Genomic DNA, 21,408 nt, shown 5'->3' with positions numbered 1-21,408 from the left:
CCGCAGGCGGCGGCAGTACTAGCCGACGGGCTGCAGGTCTTCCGGTGCGCGACGGTCGGACGAGCCGAGCTCGTCGAAGCCGTCGCTGAGGTGCGCCGGGACGGTGTCGGGGATGTCGAACCCCTCGGCCACGGCGATCCGGTCGCTGACGTCGCGCAGCACCACGGACATCGGCACGTTCAGCGCCTCGCAGATCGAGGCGAGCAGCTCGGAGGAGGCCTCCTTCTGCCCGCGCTCCACCTCACTGAGGTATCCGAGCGACACACGCGCTCCGGACGAAACCTCGCGCAGGGTCCGGCCCTGTCGCTGACGGGAGTCACGCAACACGTCACCGAGCTCTCGGCGAAGAACAATCATCTCGCGCCCCCTCTCCCTGTCGTTCGCGGGCGCCGGACGGGTGCGCTCCACGGTCTTTGACGTCGTCCCCCGGACGGGGGTGCTCGTACCGTACCGTGCAACCGGGTGGCTGCGGCGGATGGAACGGCCTTGTGGTCGGGTTGGTATCACGTCGTTGCTAACCCGGTTCATCCGTCGATTGTTCCCCATCCCGTCCGTGGTCACCGCCGTTCGCGCAGAATCTCCACACACAGACCGAGAACTTCGCCCACGGTCGACGATCGGACGGCGCTCCGGTCACCAGGAAGTGCCAATGTTCGCGTCCGCGCGATTTCACCCACCTGGGCGGCGACCACCACCGTGCCCGCCGCGACACCGCCGTGCGCACCCGGGCCGGCCACCCCGGTCGTCGCGAGCGCGACGTCGACAGAGAGTGCCGACCGCGCCCCCGCGGACATCGCCGTCGCGACCGCCGCAGACACGACGCCGGATCGGTCGATCTCGTGCCGGTCGACGCCGAGAAGGGTGACCTTGAGATCCGTGGCATAGCTGACGACGCTCCCCCGGAACACCGCCGAGGCGCCCGGGACGTCGACGAGCGTCGCCGCGACCAGGCCCCCGGTCAGCGACTCGGCCGTGCCGACCGTCAGGCCGTGCTCGGCGCACAGCTCGACAACCTGCCGGGCACGAGGGTCGATCACCGCGACCGCTTCGCCTCGCGACTGATCCGCCGCCCCTGGGCCGCGTAGTCGAGCCCCGTGGCGACGGTGACAACGAGGGCGGCGCCCATGAACGCCGCAGCAGCCCAACCGATCCAGTCCGGCAGGACGAACAGGGGCAGCAGGTAGAGCGTGATCGCGACGGTCTGAAGAACGGTCTTGATCTTTCCGCCGCGCGACGCCGGCATGACCTCGTACCGGATGAGGACGAACCGCATGAGAGTCACGCCGAGCTCACGGGCGAGGATGAGGATCGTCACCCACCACCAGACCTCCCCGATCCACGAGAGGAGCACGAGCGCTGTTCCGACGAGCAGCTTGTCGGCGATCGGGTCGAGCAGCTTGCCCAGGTCGGTGACCTGACCGGAGCGGCGGGCGAGCCATCCGTCGAGCTTGTCGGTCGAGGCCGCGAGCGCGAAGATCCCGGCCGCCACCCAGCGCCACGTCTCGTCCTGACCTCCGTCGACGACGAGCGACCAGGCGAAGAACGGCACCATGAGGATCCGGATCGCGGTGACCACGTTGGCGGCGTTCCAGGACTTCATGAAGGGAGGATTCACGGCTCCACCCTAGAGGCCCGGCGGCCGCCCGTGCGACGGGGCACCTCGCGGGGTGACCTCACTCCGCGCTCTGACCGGTGGGGACGCTCTCCTGGTCGTACGCCGCCGGCGCGGGATCGCCGCGCAGCAGGGCAAGGGTGCCTGCCAGGTCGTCGGGACCGACGAGCACGTCCCGGGCCTTCGAACCCTCCGACGGCCCGACGATCTCCCGCGACTCGAGGAGGTCCATGAGGCGCCCCGCCTTCGCGAAGCCGACCCGGAGCTTGCGCTGGAGCATCGAGGTCGACCCGAACTGCGTGGTCACCACCAGCTCCGTCGCCTGCAGCAGCAGGTCCAGGTCGTCGCCGATGTCCTCGTCGACCTGCTTCTTGGGTGCGACCTGCTGCACGTCCTCGCGGTAGACGGGCTTGAGCTGGCCCTTGACGTGCTCGACGACTGCGTGGATCTCGCTCTCGTTGACCCAGGCCCCCTGCACACGCATCGGCTTGGCGGCACCCATCGGCAGGAAGAGCGCGTCGCCCTGCCCGATCAGCTTCTCCGCCCCGGGCTGGTCGAGCACGACGCGGGAGTCGGCCAGCGACGACGTCGCGAAGGCGAGTCGCGAGGGCACGTTGGCCTTGATCAGACCGGTCACGACGTCGACCGAGGGTCGCTGGGTCGCGAGCACGAGGTGGATCCCGGCGGCGCGGGCCAGCTGGGTGATGCGCTGGATGGACGCCTCGACGTCGCGCGGCGCCACCATCATCAGGTCGGCCAGCTCGTCGACGACGACCAGGAGGTACGGATACGGGGCGATCTTCCGCTCGGAACCCGGCAGGGGCTGGACCTTGCCCGCCCGCACCGCGGCGTTGAAGTCGTCGATGTGCTTGAAGCCGAACAGGGCGAGGTCGTCGTACCGGGCGTCCATCTCGCGCACGACCCACTCGAGCGCCTCGGCAGCCTTCTTGGGATTCGTGATGATGGGCGTGATCAGGTGCGGGATTCCCTCGTAGATCGTGAGCTCGACGCGCTTCGGGTCGACGAGGACGAGGCGCACCTGCTCCGGCGTGGACCGCATCAGGATCGACGTGATCATCGAGTTGATGAAGCTCGACTTCCCGGCGCCGGTCGCACCCGCGACGAGGATGTGCGGCATCTTGGCGAGGTTGGCGACGACGTACCCGCCCTCGACATCCTTGCCCACACCCATGACGAGCGGGTGCTCGGTTCGGCGGGCGGCCGAGGACCGCAGCACGTCGCCGAGCGAGACGTTCTCCCGGTCCGCGTTGGGGATCTCGATCCCGATCGCAGACTTTCCGGGAATCGGCGAGAGGATACGGACGTCCGCGCTCGCCACGGCGTAGGCGATGTTCTTCGAGAGGTTGGTGATGCGCTCGACCTTGACCGCCGGACCGACCTCGACCTCGTACCGCGTCACCGTCGGACCGCGGGTGAAGCCCGTGACGCTGGCGTCGATCGAGAACTGGTCGAACACCTTCGTCAGCGACTCGACGACGCGGTCGTTGACCGCCGACCGTGTCTTGTGGGGCGGCCCCTTGGCGAGCGCGTCCTCGCTCGGGAGGAGGTAGACCGTGTCGCCGTCGAGCATGCCCTGCACTCCCGCACCCACGGATCGGTGCTCCGGCGGAACCTCGTCCTCCACGTGCAGGTCGGGGACGAGCGCAGGGGACTCCTCGCCGGTCGACGGCAGCACCTGCGTCGCGTCCGTCGGCCCACTCGCCGACTCCGGGACGTCGTCGTCCGGCAGGGGGTCCCGGTCGATCGTCGCGGCCGTCTCGAAGGCCTCGTCGCCGGAGTACCCGCCGGGGAGGTCCACGCTCGGTACGTCGGTCGCACGCGTCGGAGCCTTCTTGCGGCGCCGCTTCTTGCGAGGCGCCTCCTCCTCGCCGTCGTGCCGCGAGACGCCCTCGGCGAGCTGGAGCCCGTCGGGATCGTCGTCCGGTGCGGTGTGGGCGCCGGTCAGTCGGGCGTAGAGCGCGCCGAGGCGCTCGGGGATCCGGTTCACGGGCGTCGCCGTGACCACGAGGATCCCGAAGAAGCCGAGCAGGAGGAAGATCGGCACCGCGAACCACTCGGTGAGTCCGGCCACCAGGGGCGTGGCGACGAGGTAGCCGATGATGCCGCCCGCGTCCTGCACCCCGGCGAAGCCGTCGCGCGGGGAGGGCAGCCCCTCGGCGACGTGGATCAGACCGCACGCCGCCACGGTGATGAAGCCGAGCCCGATCGCGACACGGGAGTTCGCCTGCGCACGCTCGGGATGCCGCATGATGCGGAGCGCCATCCAGATCAGGAGCACCGGGACGGCGATCCCCACCAGACCGAACGTTCCCGCGACCACCGCATGGACGGCGCGCCCGAAGGCACCCGGGATCCCCCACCACTCTCGCGCGGCGACGATCACGGCCAGGCCGATCAGCAGGAAGGCGATCCCGTCCCGCCGGTGTTCCGGGTCCAGCTCTCTCGCTCCCTTTCCGATCGCGCGGGTGAGACCACCCACGGCATGTGCTCCGCCCAGCCAGACGCCCCGCACCATGCGGAAGGGCCACGGCGCGGGTCGCGTCGCGCTCTTGCTCTTCGGCCCGCCCCGCGCAGCAGGCTTTGACCGCGTGGCCGTCGACTTCTTGGACGTGCCGGCCTTGCCCCCCGACGCGCCGGTCCGGCGGGTCGAGGTGCCCGTCGAACGGGTCGCGATGCGTGCTCCACCGCGCCCTGAGCCGGCAGGACGTTTCCCTGAGGTCGATTGACGCGTGGCCATAGTGCCCTCACCGTACCCGTGCGCACGGCCAGGTCCACGGATTGGCGAGGCCGTGTCCGCATTGACTCCCGGCCCGTCGGCGCTGAGGATCGACGGCATGACGAGCACCGTGCACGAGATCACACCGGGCGTGCTCGTCAGTCGCGCACGCCTGTGGTCCAGTCTGACCACCGTGGTGGTCGCGGACTCCCGGTGCCTGGTCGTCGACCCCGGGATCACGCCGTCCGAGATCGGCCGTGTCGCCGACGAGCTCCGCGCCCGCGGTCTGCGGGTCGACGCCGGGTTCTCGACGCATCCGCACTGGGACCACGTGCTCTGGAGCCCACGATGGCCGGACGCACCACGGTGGGCCACCACCGCCTGCGTCCGTCGGGCCGACGAGTCACGCGCGCACAACCTCGCCGAGGCCGACGCGCTCGCCCCCGGCCACGACCACGACCTCGTCGGACGCCTCGTGCCGATCCCCCGCACGCACGGCGGTGCGCTCCGGCTCCCCTGGACGGGCGTGGACTCGCTCGTGGTGGAGCACGACGCGCACGCCCCGGGCCACGCGGCTCTCGTGCTCCCCGGACGTCGGGTGCTGGTCGCGGGCGACATGCTGTCCGACCGCGAGGTGCCGCTGCTCGACACCGACGCGGTCGATCCCGTCACGGACTATCGTCGGGCGCTCGACCTCCTCGAGGCCCAGGTCGTCGAGCACCGGGTCACGGCACTGGTCCCCGGGCACGGAAGCCCCGCCCTCGGGTCGAGGGACGTCGGTGAGAGGTTCACGGCCGACCGCCGCTACCTCGACGCGATCGAGCACGAGGCGCGCCACGGATGCGGGGACGAACCCCGCTCAGCATGCTCGACCCGGGACCCCCGGCTCACCGACCCCTGGGTCGCCGGGGAGCACCGAGCCCAGGTCGCCGCTCTCGGACGATCCCGTGGGTAGCCGAGACCTCCGACGGGGGCCGCCACCGTCGTGAACCTCCGACCCACGGATCAGCAGGTCACCCGGCCCGACTGTTCGGGAACCACGCCGGGAACGGCTCGGGACGACGCACGGGTCCGCCCCCTCGCGACGAGGGAGCGGACCCGCGGTGGTGCAGGGTGTTGGGTCGGGACTACGCCTCGACGACGACCGGCACGATCATCGGCCGACGGCGCAGCCTGTTCGAGACCCAGCGGCCGACGACGCGTCGCATGATCTGCTGCAGCTGGTGGGCGTCGGTCGCGCCCTTGGCGATCGCCTCCTCCAGCGCCTCGACCACCTTGGGCTGGATCTCGTCGAAGACCGACTCGTCCTCGGCGAACCCGCGCGCCAGGATCTGCGGGCCGGCGATGACCTTCCCGGTCGCCGTGTCGACGACGGCGAAGATCGAGACGAAGCCCTCCTCGCTGAGGATCCGACGGTCCTTGAGCTCCGAGTCGCTCACCTCGCCGACGCTCGTGCCGTCCACGTAGACGTATCCGCACGGAACGGCCCCGACGACCGAGGCCTTCCCGTCGACCAGGTCGACGACCACGCCGTCCTCCGCGAGGACCACGCGCTCCGGGGGCACACCGGTCTTGACAGCGAGCGCCCCGTTGGCGATCAGGTGGCGCACCTCGCCGTGGACGGGCATGACGTTGCGCGGCCGCAGGATGTTGTAGCAGTAGATGAGCTCGCCGGCACTTGCGTGCCCGGACACGTGCACCTTGGCGTTGCCGCCGTGGACCACGCGTGCCCCCAGTCGCATCAGTCCGTTGATGATCCGGAAGACGGCGTTCTCGTTCCCGGGGATCAGCGACGACGCGAGGATGACCGTGTCACCGTAGTTGACCTGGATCTTGTGGTCGCCGTTGGCCATCCGGCTGAGCGCGGCCATCGGCTCGCCCTGCGAGCCGGTGCACATCAGCACGACCTGGTCGTCGCGCAGCGAGTCGATCTTCTTGAGGTCGATCAGGACGCCGTCGGGCACGTCGAGGTAGCCGAGCTCGGCGGCGATGCCCATGTTGCGGATCATCGACCGACCGACGAGGGCCACTCGCCGTCCGTGCGCGTGCGCCGTGTTGAGCACCTGCTGGACGCGGTGCACGTGCGAGGAGAACGACGCGACGATGATGCGCTGGTCCGACTGGTGGAAGACGTCGTCGAGCACGGGGCCGATCTCGGCCTCCGGCGTGACGAAGCCCGGGACCTCGGCGTTGGTGGAGTCGACCATGAACAGGTCGATCCCCTTCTCCCCGAGGCGTGCGAACCCGCGCAGGTCCGTGATCCGCCCGTCGAGCGGGAGCTGGTCCATCTTGAAGTCACCCGTGTGCAGGACGGTGCCCGCCCCCGTGGTGATCGCGACCGCGAGCGCGTCCGGGATGGAGTGGTTCACGGCGACGAACTCGAGGTCGAAGACACCGACCTTGCGGGTCTCGCCCTCCTTGACCACCTGCGTCACCGGTGTGATCCGGTGCTCCTTGAGCTTCGCCGTCACGAACGCGAGCGTGAGCTGCGAGCCGAGGATCGGGATGTCACGGCGCAGCCGCAGCAGGTAGGGCACGCCACCGATGTGGTCCTCGTGGCCGTGCGTGAGGACGATCGCCTCGACGTCGTCCATCCGGTCCGCGATGTACTCGAAGTCCGGGAGGATCAGGTCGACCCCGGGCTGGGTGTCCTCGGGGAACAGCACGCCGCAGTCGACGATGAGAAGTCGGCCGTCGTACTCGAGGACGGCCATGTTGCGGCCGACCTCGCCGAGACCGCCGAGGGCGACGATCCGCAGGCCGCCCTCCGGCAGCTCGGGGGGTGGTGAGAGTTCGGGGTGGGGGTGACTCATGGTGGCCTCCTGGCCTGTTCTTCAGCGCGCCGAGCGCGCAAGGTCGAGCGCGCCGGCGGCCCGCAGCACGTCGCGCACGGCCTCGCTCTCGGCGTCGCTCGCGGGGACGTTGGGGAGCCGCATCGCGCGGTTGGTGACGACGCCGAGGGCCTGCATCGCGGCCTTGGCCATCACGGCTTGGGCCCCGGCGCCGTTGAGCGCGTCGACGACGGGAAGCGCCGACCGGAGCAGGTCGAGGGCACGACCGTGGTCGCCGGCGTCCCACGCGACGGTGAGGTCGGCGAACTGGCGCGAGACGACGTGCGTCGCGACGCCGACGTGGCCGACCGCGCCCTGGGCGAGCATCGCGAGGTAGAGACTGTCGTCACCGCAGTACCAGGCCAGGCCGGTCCGCTGCGTGTGGGCCGCGACCGCGGCGACGTCGCCCGTCGCGTCCTTCGTCGCGACGATCCTGTCGTGGTCGGCGAGACGGTCGAACGTCTCCGCCGCGATGCGCAGCCCGGTACGGCCGGGTACGTCGTAGAGCATGACGGGCAGCTCGGTCGCGTCCGCGACCGCGGTCATGTGCTGGTAGAGGCCCTCCTGCGAGGGGCGCGAGTAGTAGGGGGTGACCACGAGCAGACCGTGGGCCCCGGCGTCCGCGGCCTGCTCGGCCATCCGCACGGCGTGCACCGTGTCGTTGGAGCCTGCACCGGCGACGACGTGGGCGCGGTCTCCGACGGCGTCGACGACCGCGGCCACCAGCTCGGCCTTCTCGGGCGCGTGCGTGACGGCCGACTCACCGGTCGTCCCGTTGACGACGAGTCCGTCGTTGCCCTGGTCGACCAGGTGCTCGGCGAGGCGTGCCGCGGCGACCAGGTCGATCGCGCCGTCGTCCGTCATCGGGGTGATCATCGCCGTCAGGACGGCTCCGAACGGCCGCACCGGGCTCTGTCCGGCAAGTACAGGGGAAACCATGGGTCAAACGTACCGTGCCCACGGGCCTCGCCGTGGCCTGTACCGTCATACGGTGCACGACGAGCAACCCGACACGTCCGCGGGCGACCGGCGCCCGAGCGCCGAAGAACGCCGAGCCGTCGTCCGTCAGGCGCTCTCGGTGTCCGTGGCGACCGGCCTGTACGGCGTCTCCTTCGGGGCGCTCGCCACCGTGGCCGGCCTGAGCCTCGCCCAGTCGATGGTGCTCAGTCTGCTGATGTTCTCCGGCGGGTCGCAGTTCGCCCTGGTCGGAGTGGTGGGCTCCGGCGGCGCGCCTCTGGCCGCCGTGCTCTCCGCCTCGTTCCTCGGCGTCCGCAACGCGCTCTACGGCGTCCAGCTGGGCCCGCTCCTGGCACTGCACGGGTGGCGTCGCGCGCTAGCCGCCCACCTGACGATCGACGAGTCCACGGCGGTCGCCACCGCGCAGCCGACCCGTGCGTTGGTACGTCTCGGCTTCTGGTGGACGGGCGCGGGCGTCTTCGTGCTGTGGAACCTCCTGGTCCTCGTCGGCGCGGTCGCCGGCGACGCGCTCGGCGACCCGCAGCGGTGGGGCCTGGACGCCGCTGCCGGTGCCGCCTTCCTCGGGCTTCTCTGGCCGCGCCTCGCCTCCCGCGCCGTCGCGCTGACGGTCGCGATCGCCGCAGTCGTGGCCGTGCTGCTCGTCCCGGTCACACCGGCCGGCGTCCCCGTCCTCGCGGCCGCCGCCGTGGCGATCGTGCTCGGGCAGGTCCTCCCTCGCCCGCGCGAGCCGCACCTGGCGTCGCCGGCCTCACCGAAGGAGGAGTCATGACCGACCTCGAGCTCTGGATCACCGTCCTCGTGGCGTCGGTCGTCTGCCTCGGGTTCAAGCTCGCGGGGCACTACCTCCCCGAGCACTGGCTCGGCGACCCCCGCGTCGCCCGGACCGCGAACCTCACGACCGCCGCGCTCCTCGCCGCGCTCGTCGTGGTCCAGACGGTCGCGAACGGTCAGGAGGTCGTCGTCGACGCGCGACTGCCCGCCCTGGGGGCGGCCGCGGTGGCGCTCGCGCTGCGGGCACCGTTCATCGTGGTCGTCGTCCTCGCAGCCGGAGTCGCCGCGGGGCTCCGGGCTCTGGGCGGGTAGGGTCGCCGCCATGGCGTTGTTCTCCGAGTCCGCAGACGTGTCCGTCCGCCCCGCCGTCGCCGGCGACGACGTCGCCGTGACCCGCGCACAGATCGCGGCGTGGCGCGGTGCCCACGACGACGCGCTGGGCGCGGAGGTCCTGGACCGGCTCGACGTGGCCCGGATGCAGGAGCAGTGGGCGGCAGCCATCACGGCACCACCCGGGCCGGGGTTCGCGGTCCTCGTCGCGTGCGTCAGGGCCGACGTCGTGGGGTTCGCCGCCGTCACCCCCGGGGCCGTGATGTCGCTCGAGGTGCTGCCCGAGCACCAGCGCGCGGGCCACGGGTCGCGACTCCTGACCGCCGCGGTCGACCGGCTTCGTCAGGACGGGGCCGACACGGTCACCGCCTGGGTCCTCGACGGGGACGACGCGCGCGAGCAGTTCCTGTCGGGCGCGGGTCTCGGCCCCGACGGCATGGAACGCACCCTGACGACCGGGCCTCGCGAGGTGGTCGAGCGTCGCTGGTCCGCCTCGATCTGAGACGGACCACGCGGACCGAGGGAGGCTACGGGGCGGAGGTACCGGCGGTGCCTGATCGCCGTGACCGGTAGATCCCTGCAGCGGTCCGCAAGGACGACCGGGCCCGCCGGCGGTCACCCGCGGCGTCGTAGGCGAACCCGAGACGGAACCAGTTGGCCCAGTCCTCCGGATCCTGCTCCACGGCCTCACGGCGCGGGCCGAACTGCGCGTCGGCGGCGGCGCGGTCCACACGCCCGCCCGGAGACCGGGGCAGGTCGTCCACGTCGAGCTCGCCCCGAGCGTCGAGCTCGTTGGACATCCGCTGCACGGTCACGGCAAGGCGGTACTCCTGGACGAGCACCCAGATCGCCACGAGCGGGATGAGAACGACCGACGCACCGATCGCGACCGCCACAGGGTCGCCGGTCCGCACCAGCGCCACCGCGCGCCCCCCGACCGCCCACGTGTACAGGACGAGCAGGGCCGTGACGAGGATCGCACCGAGCATGCCCTTCTTCATCAGCGGCGTCCCGTCACAGGTCCATGACGTTCTCGAGCCCGACGGTCAGACCAGGGCGGCCGACGACCTCCCGGATCCCGAGCAGCACGCCGGGCATGAACGACACGCGGTCGAACGAGTCCTGACGAATCGTGAGCTGCTCCCCCTCGTTGCCGAGCAGGATCTCCTCGTGGGCGACCAGACCGCGCAGCCGGACCGCGTGCACACGCACCCCGTCGACGTCCGCGCCGCGAGCCTCCCAGCCGCTCTCGGTCGCGTCCGGGCTCGGCGCGACGCCGGCCTCGGAACGCGCCGCAGCCATCGCCTGAGCAGTGTGCGTCGCGGTACCGCTCGGCGCGTCGACCTTGTTCGGGTGGTGCAGCTCGACGACCTCGGCGGACTCGAAGTACCGGGCGGCACGGGCTGCGAAGGTCATGGCCAGCACGGCCGACAGACCGAAGTTCGGGGCGATCAGCACGCCGACGGCCGTACCCTCCTCGGCCGACGTGGCGAGGTGGTCCGCGACGCGGGCACGGGACTCGTCGGTCCACCCGGTCGTCCCGACGACGGCGTGCACACCCTGGTCGACCAGCGCGTGCACGTTCGCCTCGGTGACGGCGGGGACGGTGAAGTCGACCGCGACCGACGCCCCGGACGCCGCGACCTGCGCGAGATCGTCGCCCGCATCCAGAGCAGCCACCAGCTCGAGGTCCTCGGCCGCCTCGACCGCCGCACAGACCGTCCTGCCCATGCGGCCGTTCGCGCCGAGCACTGCCACCTTGATCGTGTTCGCCGTGTTCACGGGGCCACCCTATCGACCCTCGAACGGCGCGACGCGCACGGTGCTCCGGGGCCGCGACGCCAGGTCCGCCGCCAGGTCCGCGACGTCGTCGACCGTCACGGAGCGGATGTTCGCGATCGCCTCGTCGACGTCCGCGACACGGCCGTGCACCAGCTCGAACCTCCCGAGACGGTTCATCCGCGAACCCGAGTCCTCCAGCCCGAGTGCCAGACCACCCACGTGCTGCCCGACGCTGCGGTCGAGCTCGGCCTGGGTGATGCCGTCCGCGGCCAACCGGTCGAGCTCGGCACCGAGCAGCTCGGTCAGCTCGTCCACACGCCCCGGTGCGCAACCGGCGTACAGGCCGAACGTGCCGGTCTCGGCGAACCCGGACGCGAACGAGTACGTCGAGTACGCCAGGCCGCGCTTCTCACGGATCTCCTGGAAGAGCCGCGAGCTCATCCCCCCGCCGAGGACCGCGTTGAGGATCGACAGGGCGAACCTGCGGTCGTCCGTCGCGGACAGACCGGTGGTCCCCACGATCACGTTCGCCTGCTCGACTCCGCGGTGCAGGTCGAGGGAGACCGGTCCCCCCGGGACGAGGGGCGCGGAGTCGCTGCGTCGGGCACGGGGTGCGCGGTCGGGGTCGAGATCCCACCCGCCACGGCCCAGGGCTGCGGTGACCTGTGCGCAGAGCGCGTCGTGGTCGACCCCGCCCGCCGCGGCGACGACGAGCGTCTCGGGCGCGTAGTGCGCACGGTAGTGCTCGTACACCGCGTCTCTCGGCACGTCCTGGATGCTCTGCGGGGTGCCGCCGATGGGCCGGCCCAGCTCGTGGTCCCCCAGGACGGCGCGCGCGAACTCCTCGTGGGCGACGTCCGTCGGGTCGTCGTTGTCCATCGCGAGCTCTTCGAGGATGACCCCGCGCTCGACCTCGAGCTCGGCCGGGTCGATCGTGGCCGAGGTCACCATGTCCGCCACGACGTCGACCGCCATCGGCAGGTCGGCGTCGAGCACGCGCGCGTAGTAGCAGGTGTGCTCCTTGCCGGTGGCGGCGTTCGCCTCACCGCCGACGGCGTCGAACGACTCGGCGATGTCCATCGCCGACCGCGTCGGTGTTCCCTTGAACAGCAGGTGCTCGAGGAAGTGGGTCGAACCCAGGTGCCCGCTCGTCTCGTCGCGCGACCCGACCCCGACCCAGGCACCCATGGTGACCGAACGAAGGCCGGGCATCGTCTCGCTCAGCACACGAACGCCGCCGGGCAGGACGGTGCGACGAATGGTCGCGCCGTCCTGCCCGGCGGTCAGATCGCTGCCGGGCTCACCGGCAGTGACGAGCGGGAGGTCCCAGGGCACCTCAGGCGTCGGTGGAGGCGTCTGCCTCCGCCGATGCGTCGTCGTCCTCGGTCACGGCGACGAGCGAGAGCTTGCCGCGCGGGTCGATCTCGCCGATCTCCACCTGGACCTTCTGGCCGATGGAGAGGACGTCCTCGACCGACTCGACGCGCTTGCCGCCCACGAGCTTGCGGATCTGGCTGATGTGCAGCAGACCGTCCTTGCCCGGGGAGAGCGAGATGAACGCGCCGAAGGAGGTCGTCTTGACGACCGTCCCGACGAAGCGCTCGCCGATCTCCGGCACGTGCGGGTTCGCGATCGCGTTGATCGCGGCACGAGCGGCCTCGGCCGACGGGCCGTCGGTCGCGCCGATGAAGACGGTGCCGTCGTCCTCGATCGAGATGTCCGCGCCGGTCTCCTCCTGGATCTGGTTGATCATCTTGCCCTTCGGGCCGATGACCTCGCCGATCTTGTCGGTGGGGACCTGCACCGTGATGACGCGCGGGGCGGTGGCGCTCATCTCGTCCGGGGTGTCGATGGCCTCGTTGAGGACGTCGAGGATCGTGATGCGGGCGTCGTGCGCCTGCGTCAGTGCGCCGGCCAGGACCGAGGCGGGGATGCCGTCCAGCTTGGTGTCGAGCTGGATGGCGGTGACGAACTCACGCGTTCCGGCAACCTTGAAGTCCATGTCGCCGAAGGCGTCCTCGGCCCCGAGGATGTCGGTGAGTGCCGCGTAGCGGGTCTCACCGTCCACCGTGTCCGAGACCAGGCCCATCGCGATGCCCGCGACCGGGGCGCGCAGCGGCACACCGGCGTTGAGGAGCGAGAGCGTCGAGGCGCAGACCGAGCCCATCGACGTCGAGCCGTTGGAGCCGAGAGCCTCGGAGACCTGACGGATCGCGTAGGGGAACTCCTCGCGCGACGGCAGGACCGGCACCAGGGCGCGCTCGGCGAGCGCACCGTGGCCGATCTCGCGGCGCTTGGGGCTGCCCACACGGCCGGTCTCGCCGGTCGAGTAGGGCGGGAAGTTGTAGTTGTGCATGTAGCGCTTGCGCGTGACGGGACCGAGGGAGTCGATCTGCTGCTCCATGCGGAGCATGTTGAGCGTCGTGACGCCGAGGATCTGCGTCTCGCCACGCTCGAACAGTGCCGAGCCGTGCACGCGGGGCAGGACCTCGACCTCGGCACCCAGGGTGCGGATGTCGGCGAGCCCGCGACCGTCGATGCGGAAGCCGTCGGAGAGGATGCGCTGGCGGATGAGCTTCTTCTGCACGGCGCGGTACGCGGCGGACAGCTCCTTCTCGCGACCCTCGAAGTCTGCGGAGAGCGCTCCGACGACCTCGGCCTTGATCTCGTCGAGACGGCTCTCGCGGTCCTGCTTGTCGGCGATGGACAGTGCCTCACCCAGGGGCGCCGTCGCAGCGGACTCGACCGCGGCGTAGGAGTCGTCCTGGTAGTCGGGGAAGAGCGGAAGCTCCTTCGCCGTGTTGGTGGCCTGTGCGGCGAGCTCGGACTGAGCCTCGCAGAGCGCACGGATGAACGGCTTGGACGCCTCGATGCCCTCGGCGACGACCGCCTCGGTCGGTGCCTGGACGCCCTCGTTCTTGATGAGGTTCCAGGAGTCGTCCGTCGCCTCGGCCTCGATCATGGCGATCGCGACGTCGTCACCGACGACACGACCGGAGACGACCATCTCGAAGACGGCGCGCTCCTTGTCCGAGTACTTCGGGAACGCGACCCACTGGCCGTCGATCAGAGCGATGCGCACCGCACCGGCAGGGCCGGAGAACGGCAGGCCGGAGAGCTGCGTCGAGAGCGACGCGGCGTTGATGGCGAGCGTGTCGTACGCGTCGTCGGGGTGGCTCGCGAGGACGGTCACGACGACCTGGACCTCGTTGCGCACGCCCTTGACGAACAGCGGGCGCAGCGGGCGGTCGATCAGACGGCAGGCGAGGATCGCCTCCGTCGACGGGCGGCCCTCACGGCGGAAGAACGAACCGGGGATGCGGCCTGCGGCGTACATCCGCTCCTCGACGTCCACCGTCAGGGGGAAGAAGTCGAAGTGGTCCTTGGGGTGCTTGCCGACCGTCGTGGCCGACAGCAGCATCGTCTCGCCGTCGAGGTAGGCGACGGCGCTGCCGGCGGCCTGCTTGGCCAGGCGGCCCGTCTCGAAACGGACGGTGCGGGTGCCGAAGCGGCCATTGTCGATGGTGACTTCGGTGAACTTGATCTCGGGACCCTCCATGGGTGCCCTCCTCACTGTTCTGTGCGCCCGGCGACCGTCGACGGTCTTCGATCGAGGCTCACGGCTTCCCCTCGCGGGGTTCCGGGGGCCACTACCGAGGACCAGACGGATCGGGTCGGTGGGCGCGGAGTGGTTGTGTGGTGTGGATCTGACGTGTCACACCGAACCAGCCCGACCCCTGGAGGGGTCGGGCCGGGAGGCGGACGTCAGCGACGCAGGCCGAGGCGCTCGATCAGGCTGCGGTAGCGGCTGATGTCGGTCTTCTGCAGGTACTTGAGAAGACGACGACGCTGGCCCACGAGGAGCAGCAGACCACGACGGCTGTGGTGGTCGTGCTTGTGCTCCTTGAGGTGCTCGGTGAGGTCCGTGATGCGCTGCGTGAGCATCGCGATCTGGACCTCGGGCGAACCGGTGTCGCCCTCGCTGGTGGCGTACTCGGACATGATGCGCTGCTTGGTGGCAGAATCGAGCGGCACGGCTCTCCTTCAAATGGTCGTTGCGCGGCGCACCAGGGCTTGATCCCTGGGCTCTTCGATGCGATCGGCGAGCTGTCCCCGATCTCCGCGGCCGTTCAGACGGCCCTGCCAGTGTATCAGCCGGTCAGGACGGCCCGCCGGACAGGATCGCCCGGGCCCGCGCGACGTCCTCGTGCATCTGCTCGACGAGCGGCTCGATCCCGTCGAAGCGGACGGTCGGGCGCAGATGCTCGACGAGCTCGACGACGACCTCCTCGTCGTAGAGGTCGAGGTCGTCCCGGTCGAGCACATAGGCCTCCACCCGACGCTCGACGCCGTCGAACGTCGGGTTCGTCCCGACCGAGATCGCCGCGGGCAGGCGGATGTCCGCGTGGTCGGGCGCCGCGTGGGCGAGATCGGGGCGGGAGAGCCAACCGGCGTAGACACCGTCAGCCGGCACCATCCCCACGACGTCACCGAGGTTCGCCGTCGGGAATCCGAGCTCGCGACCCCGCGCGTCACCGTGCACCACCGTGCCACGCACGCGGTGCGAACGCCCGAGCACGTCCGCGGCGTCCTGTACGCGACCCGCCTGCAGAAGCTCGCGGACATAGGTCGACGACCACCGGTCGCGGCCCGGGGTCGAGCCCTCTTCTGCGTGGTCGGCCGCACCGACGTCGTCCACCGTCACGACGTCGAACCCGTAGTGCCGTCCGAGCTCGACCATCGTCCGGAGGTCGCCGGAGTTGTCCCGACCGAACCGGACGTCACGCCCGACCACGACCGTCGTCGCACCCAGCGGTCCGGCGAGGTACCGCGCCACGAACTCCTCCGGCGTCTGCCGGGCGAAGTCCAGGGTGTACTCCTGGACGAGGACGGCGTCGAGACCGGTCGCCTCGAGCAGCTCGGCCCGGTCGACCAGACCGGTCAGAAGCTCCGGCGCCTGCCCGGGACGGTGCACCTGGGCGGGGTGCGGATGGAAGGTCACGGCGACCGACCGTGCGGCGTCCTGGCGCGCAAGGTCCACGATGCGGCCGAGAACCTCGGCGTGCCCGCGATGTACGCCGTCGAAGTTGCCGATCGTCACGACCGACGGGCCGAATCCCGCGGGAACCTGACTCAGGTCGGTCCACAGGTGCACGCACATCTCCTTCTCGAGGGGGGTGCCGCTGAGACAGCGGCAAGGACTAGCGTGCCACGACTCGCGCACCAGGCAGACCTTCGCACCTGCAGACCGACCGCGGCCGGTCGTCTACGCCGGCGCGAAGACCAGGACGGGGCGCGAGCCGTCGACGCCACGTCGTCGCCGGTTCTCCAGGAGAGCCACGAGCGTGCCGTCCGGCGCGAGCCCCGCCGTCGTGCACGGCTCAGGGCTCGGGGAGATCGACTGCCCGTACGACAACGCCCGCACCTCGGCGTCGTCGAGCTCGCGCACCGGGAACACCGCGCGCGCAGCGTCGGCCATCGGACGCGTCGAGAGGACTCCGTTCTCGTCCACCTCGGCACCGAGCTCGTCGAGCGAGCGCGCGACGTCGAGGCCGAACCCACCGACCCGCGTGCGCCGCAGGGACGTCAGGTGACCGCCGGTGCCGAGCATCTCCCCCAGGTCGCGCGCGAGTGCCCGCACATAGGTGCCGGAGGACACGGTGACCCGGACCTGCACGTCGATCGCGGGGCACGTGCCCGCAGGCACGTCGGCGAGGACGGCACGGACGTCGAGCACCTCGAACCGGGAGACCGTCACGTCGCGCGCCGCGAGCTCGACCTGCTCACCGTCGCGCACCCGCGAGTACGCGCGACGCCCGTCGACCTTGATGGCGCTGACTGCGCTGGGGACCTGAGAGATCCGCCCCGTGAGGCGCTGCACCCCCGCCTCGACGGCGACGCGGTCGACGTCCCGCGCGCCGACCGCTGCCGCGACCTCGCCCTCGGCGTCGTCCGTGACCGTCGAGACACCGAGACGGATCGTCGCGTCGTAGTCCTTGTCCGCACCGACGATGTACGTCAGCAGGCGGGTCGCACGACCGACCCCGAGAACCAGGACGCCCGTCGCCATCGGGTCCAGCGTTCCTGCATGCCCGACCTTGCGGGTGCCGGCGAGGCGCCGCATCCGTCCGACGACGTCGTGGCTCGTCCACCCAGCCGGCTTGTCGACGACGACGAGTCCGTCGGCCGCGGCCGGGTTGCGTGGTGTGGTCGTCCGGTTCATCGGGGGTCCTCGGGGTGGTGGGGGTCGGTGAGGAGGATCGAGCTGTCGAGGACGCGGGCGACCAGGTCGGCCATTCCCGGCTCGTCGCGGTGCTCGGGTGCGTCCACCGCGAGAAACACGTTGATCAGCAGGCCCTCCGCGACGAAGGCCTGCGCCCGCTCCGCGGAACCCTCCCAGTGCCGTTGCGAGATCTCGAAGGCACGGGCGATCACAGCCCGGGCCCGGGCACCGATCTCCGGGTCGTCACCCGCGATCAGACCGTGCATCAGCACACGGGGCAGATCACGGTGCACCAGCAGGCCGAGGTACGCGTCGCCGAGCGCCGACCCGCTGCCCGGAGCGAGCGGAACGCTCTCGAAGGTCGCGATCACCTCGTCGCAGACGTCGTCGAAGACCGCCCGAAAGAGCTCCCTCTTACCGCCGAACATCCGCACGACGTACGGCTGGGAGACCCCCGCCGCCCGCGCCACCTGCTCCGTGCTGGTCCCGGCATAGCCCCCGCGCGCGAACGCGGAGCGGGCCGCCCGCAGCACCTGCGCGCGGCGCGCCACCCGCGTCATCCGCTGCGGGGCGGGGCCCGTCGTCGGCGTCATCGTCCCGAGCACACGACTACTCGGTCGTGTCCTCGTCGTCGGACCGCGGGCCGCGCTCACCGGGCTCACGGTACGGGTCCTGCTCCCCCGCGTAGGTCGCGGTCTTCCGCAGAGCTTCGATCTCCGCGTCCCGGCGGTGCGCCTCGACGATCGCCGCGTCGAGATGAGCCGCGGTCTCGGGCACGGAGTCGAGGTGGAACTCGAGCGTCGGGGTCAACCGGATCCCGGTCTGCTTGCCGACCTCGGACCGGATCATGCCCTTCGCGCTCTCGAGCGCCGCGGCCGTTCCGTCACGTTCCTCGTCGGACCCGTAGACCGTGTAGAAGACGCTGGCGTTCTGCAGGTCGCCGGTGACCCGGACGTCGGTGATGGTGACGAAGCCGAGTCGCGGGTCCTTGATCCTGCTGTCGATCATCGAAGCGACGATCACCTTGATGCGGTCGGCGAGCTTGCGCGACCTCGGGCTGTCGCCCATGTTCGGTCCTTTCTGAGGCCCGGGCCGTACCGGGGCCGGGCGGGCGAAAACCCGCCGCCCCTCGGGACGAGGGGCGGCGGGTCCTGGATCACATCACTTTCGAGGCTTCTCGCGCATCTCGAACGTCTCGATCGTGTCGCCGATCTGGACGTTGTTGAACGAGCCGAGGCCGATACCGCACTCGAAGCCCTCGCGGACCTCGGTCGCATCGTCCTTGAACCGCTTGAGGGAGTCGATCGTCAGGTTGTCGCCGACGACGGCCCCGTCACGCAGCACCCGCGCCTTGGAGTTACGCGTGATCGTCCCGGATCGGACGATCGAACCCGCGATGTTCCCGGCCTTCGAGGAGCGGAAGATCTCACGGATCTCGGCGGTGCCGAGCTGAGCCTCCTCGTACTCCGGCTTGAGCATGCCCTTGAGCGCTGCCTCGACGTCGTCGATCGCCTGGTAGATGACCGAGTACGAGCGGATGTCGACGCCCTCGCGCTCGGCGAGTGCCTCGACACGGCCGTCCGACTTGACGTTGAACGCCAGGATGATCGCGTTGTCCACCGTGGCGAGGTTGACGTCGTTCTGCGTGACGTCACCGACCCCGCGGTGGATGACCCGCAGGTCGACGTCGTCGCCGACGTCGATCTGCAGCAGCGCGTCCTCCAGCGCCTCGACGGCACCGGAGACGTCACCCTTGAGGACCAGGTTGAGCGTCTCGACCTTGCCCTGCTCCAGCTGCTGCTGGAAGTCCTCGAGGCTGATGCGCTTGCGACGCTTCGCCAGCATCGCCGCACGCTGAGCAGCTTCACGCTTCTCGGCGATCTGGCGAGCCGTCCGGTCGTCAGGAGCGACGATGAACGTGTCACCGGCGCCGGGGACCGAGGTCAGACCGAGGACGAGGACCGGGCGGGCCGGGCCCGCCGCCGTGACGCTCTCGCCGTGCTCGTCGAACATGGCGCGCACGCGGCCGTAGGCCGTGCCCGCGACGATCGAGTCGCCGACGTTGAGCGTGCCGGACTGCACCAGCACGGTCGCGACCGCACCGCGCCCCTTGTCGAGGTTCGCCTCGATGGCGACACCGCGGGCGTCCTTCTCGGGGTTGGCACGCAGGTCCAGGGCGGCGTCGGCCGTGAGGAGGACAGCCTCGAGCACGCTGTCGATCCCCCGGTTCTCCTTCGCGGAGACGTCGACGAACATCGTGTCGCCGCCGTACTCCTCGGCCACGAGGTTGTACTCGGTGAGCTGCTGGCGGATCTTGGAGGGGTTCGCGCCCTCCTTGTCCACCTTGTTGACCGCGACCACGATCGGCACGTCGGCCGCCTGGGCGTGGTTCAGCGCCTCGATCGTCTGCGGCATCACGCCGTCGTCCGCCGCGACCACGAGGATCGCGATGTCCGTGACCTTCGCACCACGCGCACGCATGGCGGTGAACGCCTCGTGACCCGGGGTATCGATGAAGGTGATGGCGCGGTCGACGCCCTCGTGCTCGTGACGAACCTGGTAGGCACCGATGTGCTGGGTGATGCCACCGGCCTCGCCCGAGATGACGTCCGTCGACCGGATGGCGTCCAGAAGACGAGTCTTTCCGTGGTCGACGTGACCCATGACCGTGACGACGGGAGGACGAGGAATCAGGAGATCGTCGTCCTCGTCCGCCTCCTCGGCGTCGAGGTCGATGTCGAAGGCGCCGAGCAGCTCTCGGTCCTCGTCCTCGGCCGACACCATCTCGATCTGGTAGCCGAGCTCGGCCCCCAGCGTCTCGAAGGTGTCCTCGTCGAGCGACTGCGTCGCCGTCGCCATCTCACCGAGGTGGAAGAGGACGGTGACGAGGCTCGCCGGGTTGGCGTCGATCTTGTCCGCGAAGTCGCTCAGCGACGCTCCGCGGCGCAGGCGCACGACCGTCTCGCCGTCGCCCCGGGGAACCTGCACGCCACCGATTGACGGGGCCTGCATCTGCTCGAACTCTTGACGCTTCGCGCGCTTCGACTTGCGCCCACGGACGGGACGCCCTCCGGCACGACCGAACGCGCCCTGCGTCGAACCACGTCCGGCGCCACCACGACCGCGGAAACCGCCGCCGCCGCCCGGACGACCGGCGAAACCACCGGGACCGCCCGTGCCACCACCGGGGCCACCACGGCCACCGCCGGCGCCACCACGGCCACCGCCGGCACCGCCACGACCACCGGCTGCCGGCCGGTCACCGGGGCGCCCGATGCTCGACTTGCCCGGCATCATGTTCGGGTTGGGGCGTGAGCCGCCACCCGGACGAGGCGACGCCGGACGGGGCGCACCAGGACGCGGTCCGCCGGAGCGCTCCGGGGCGTCGCTGCGGTCCGTGCGCTCTGCGCGCTCCGGACGCTGACCAGGCCGGGGCATGCCCTGGCTGGACGCGAACGGGTTGTTGCCCGGACGCGGCGGCTGACCGCCCGAACCGGACCGGCCGCCGCGCTGACCCGGCCGGGGCATGCCCTGGCTGGACGCGAACGGGTTGTTGCCCGGGCGTGCGTCGCCCGAGGACGAGCGCGGGGGCTTGGGAGCGCCGGGCTTGGGAGCGGCGGACCGTGCAGGCGCGTCGGCCGCGGGCTTCTGGGCCGCCGGTGCCTCGGGGACCTCGGCCGCGGGAGCGGCCGTCGTCGCCGCGGGTTCGGGGGCCGGGGCAGGAGTCTTCTTCGGGGCGGGCTTCTGGGCCGCCGGCGCCTCGGGGACCTCGGCCGCAGGGGCCGGGGTCTTTGCCGCAGGCTTCGGCCCGGGCGTGGGGGCGCCCGAGCTCTTGGTCTGTGCCGCCGCCTTCGCAGGCGGGGTCGATGTCTTGTCCGCTGCGGGGAACTTGTCCCGCATGGAACGGACGATGGGGGGCTCGAGCGTCGACGACGCTGAGCGGACGTACTCGCCTGCTGACTTCAACTCGGCGAGCAAGACCTTGCTCTCCACACCGAGCTCCTTGGCGAGCTCGTATACGCGGACCTTTGCCACAACTCTCCTGTCTCGGCCCGTCCCGGACAGGGAGGACCGTCGTTAGTGCTGGGTTCTCATCGCTGAGTACTCATCGGGTGCCCATGAACTTCTGACCCGCTTCCTTGTC

General features: G+C 70.9%; 20 protein-coding genes. 4 read left to right on the top strand and 16 right to left on the bottom strand.

Going from position 1 to position 21,408, the window contains the following annotated elements:
- Window positions 1–18: 18 nt before the first annotated feature.
- The 4 genes from Q343_RS0105560 to Q343_RS0105545 form a co-directional block, all read right to left on the bottom strand.
- Window positions 19–357, bottom strand: coding sequence for a helix-turn-helix domain-containing protein (locus Q343_RS0105560; protein ID WP_029252596.1), 339 nt, complete (start codon window positions 355–357; stop codon window positions 19–21).
- Window positions 358–557: 200 nt separating this feature from the next.
- On the bottom strand, window positions 558–1,037 hold the full coding sequence (locus Q343_RS0105555) for a CinA family protein (protein WP_248616741.1): 480 nt from the start codon (window positions 1,035–1,037) through the stop codon (window positions 558–560).
- Entirely contained in the window at window positions 1,034–1,600 is a 567-nt protein-coding gene (gene pgsA, locus Q343_RS0105550; RefSeq protein WP_043109284.1) for a CDP-diacylglycerol--glycerol-3-phosphate 3-phosphatidyltransferase, read from the bottom strand. The genes Q343_RS0105555 and pgsA overlap by 4 nt, the downstream gene beginning before the upstream one ends.
- Before the next feature lie 73 nt (window positions 1,601–1,673).
- Window positions 1,674–4,148, bottom strand: coding sequence for an FtsK/SpoIIIE family DNA translocase (locus Q343_RS0105545; protein ID WP_052366878.1), 2,475 nt, complete (start codon window positions 4,146–4,148; stop codon window positions 1,674–1,676).
- A 319-nt stretch (window positions 4,149–4,467) separates the two neighbouring features.
- On the opposite strand from Q343_RS0105545, the gene Q343_RS0105540 reads away from it, so the two are divergent.
- Entirely contained in the window at window positions 4,468–5,304 is an 837-nt protein-coding gene (locus tag Q343_RS0105540; RefSeq protein ID WP_052366877.1) for an MBL fold metallo-hydrolase, read from the top strand.
- A 172-nt stretch (window positions 5,305–5,476) separates the two neighbouring features.
- Here the strand turns inward: Q343_RS0105540 and Q343_RS0105535 are convergent, their stop codons facing one another.
- Window positions 5,477–7,162: a ribonuclease J gene (locus Q343_RS0105535; RefSeq protein ID WP_029252591.1), complete on the bottom strand. Its 1,686-nt coding sequence runs from the start codon at window positions 7,160–7,162 to the stop codon at window positions 5,477–5,479.
- 21 nt (window positions 7,163–7,183) lie between these two features.
- Window positions 7,184–8,119, bottom strand: coding sequence for a 4-hydroxy-tetrahydrodipicolinate synthase (dapA, locus tag Q343_RS0105530; protein ID WP_029252590.1), 936 nt, complete (start codon window positions 8,117–8,119; stop codon window positions 7,184–7,186).
- A gap of 52 nt (window positions 8,120–8,171) precedes the next feature.
- Between dapA and Q343_RS0105525 the strand changes: the two genes are divergently transcribed.
- From Q343_RS0105525 to Q343_RS0105515, 3 genes are read left to right on the top strand one after another with little or no spacing between them, the layout of a single operon-like run.
- Window positions 8,172–8,927 carry an AzlC family ABC transporter permease gene (locus Q343_RS0105525; RefSeq protein ID WP_029252589.1) on the top strand — a complete coding sequence of 252 codons (756 nt, stop codon included), beginning with the start codon at window positions 8,172–8,174 and terminating at the stop codon, window positions 8,925–8,927.
- Entirely contained in the window at window positions 8,924–9,241 is a 318-nt protein-coding gene (locus Q343_RS0105520) for an AzlD domain-containing protein (protein WP_029252588.1), read from the top strand. The genes Q343_RS0105525 and Q343_RS0105520 overlap by 4 nt, the downstream gene beginning before the upstream one ends.
- A 10-nt stretch (window positions 9,242–9,251) precedes the next feature.
- Window positions 9,252–9,761 carry a GNAT family N-acetyltransferase gene (locus Q343_RS0105515; protein WP_029252587.1) on the top strand — a complete coding sequence of 170 codons (510 nt, stop codon included), beginning with the start codon at window positions 9,252–9,254 and terminating at the stop codon, window positions 9,759–9,761.
- Between the two features lie 25 nt (window positions 9,762–9,786).
- Here the strand turns inward: Q343_RS0105515 and Q343_RS0105510 are convergent, their stop codons facing one another.
- From Q343_RS0105510 to infB, 10 genes are all read right to left on the bottom strand, one after another.
- Window positions 9,787–10,260: a tetratricopeptide repeat protein gene (locus Q343_RS0105510; protein ID WP_043109280.1), complete on the bottom strand. Its 474-nt coding sequence runs from the start codon at window positions 10,258–10,260 to the stop codon at window positions 9,787–9,789.
- 13 nt (window positions 10,261–10,273) lie between these two features.
- Window positions 10,274–11,041, bottom strand: a complete 768-nt coding sequence (gene dapB / locus Q343_RS0105505; protein WP_043109278.1) for a 4-hydroxy-tetrahydrodipicolinate reductase — start codon at window positions 11,039–11,041, stop codon at window positions 10,274–10,276.
- Window positions 11,042–11,050: 9 nt separating this feature from the next.
- A complete protein-coding gene (locus tag Q343_RS0105500; protein ID WP_029252584.1) occupies window positions 11,051–12,376 on the bottom strand; it encodes a M16 family metallopeptidase in 1,326 nt (441 codons plus the stop codon).
- A gap of 1 nt (window position 12,377) precedes the next feature.
- Window positions 12,378–14,600: a polyribonucleotide nucleotidyltransferase gene (locus Q343_RS0105495; RefSeq protein ID WP_029252583.1), complete on the bottom strand. Its 2,223-nt coding sequence runs from the start codon at window positions 14,598–14,600 to the stop codon at window positions 12,378–12,380.
- Window positions 14,601–14,806: 206 nt separating this feature from the next.
- Complete coding sequence (gene rpsO, locus Q343_RS0105490; RefSeq protein WP_029252582.1) at window positions 14,807–15,076, bottom strand: 30S ribosomal protein S15; 270 nt, start codon at window positions 15,074–15,076, stop codon at window positions 14,807–14,809.
- A 124-nt stretch (window positions 15,077–15,200) separates the two neighbouring features.
- Entirely contained in the window at window positions 15,201–16,196 is a 996-nt protein-coding gene (locus Q343_RS0105485; protein WP_043109647.1) for a bifunctional riboflavin kinase/FAD synthetase, read from the bottom strand.
- A gap of 111 nt (window positions 16,197–16,307) precedes the next feature.
- Entirely contained in the window at window positions 16,308–17,264 is a 957-nt protein-coding gene (gene truB / locus Q343_RS0105480) for a tRNA pseudouridine(55) synthase TruB (RefSeq protein WP_029252580.1), read from the bottom strand.
- Window positions 17,261–17,857, bottom strand: a complete 597-nt coding sequence (locus Q343_RS0105475) for a TetR/AcrR family transcriptional regulator (RefSeq protein ID WP_248616740.1) — start codon at window positions 17,855–17,857, stop codon at window positions 17,261–17,263. Before Q343_RS0105475 ends, truB begins: the two co-directional genes overlap by 4 nt.
- 16 nt (window positions 17,858–17,873) lie before the next feature.
- Window positions 17,874–18,332 carry a 30S ribosome-binding factor RbfA gene (gene rbfA / locus Q343_RS0105470; protein WP_029252578.1) on the bottom strand — a complete coding sequence of 153 codons (459 nt, stop codon included), beginning with the start codon at window positions 18,330–18,332 and terminating at the stop codon, window positions 17,874–17,876.
- A 93-nt stretch (window positions 18,333–18,425) separates the two neighbouring features.
- The gene (infB, locus tag Q343_RS0105465; protein WP_029252577.1) at window positions 18,426–21,299 is read right to left on the bottom strand and encodes a translation initiation factor IF-2; all 2,874 of its coding nucleotides are present in this window, start codon (window positions 21,297–21,299) and stop codon (window positions 18,426–18,428) included.
- Window positions 21,300–21,408: the final 109 nt, after the last annotated feature.

The sequence above is a fragment of the Paraoerskovia marina DSM 21750 genome, assembly GCF_000701465.1.
In the GTDB taxonomy this organism is placed as follows: Bacteria; Actinomycetota; Actinomycetes; order Actinomycetales; family Cellulomonadaceae; genus Paraoerskovia; species Paraoerskovia marina.
This window is presented reverse-complemented; position numbering and strand designations above follow the sequence as displayed.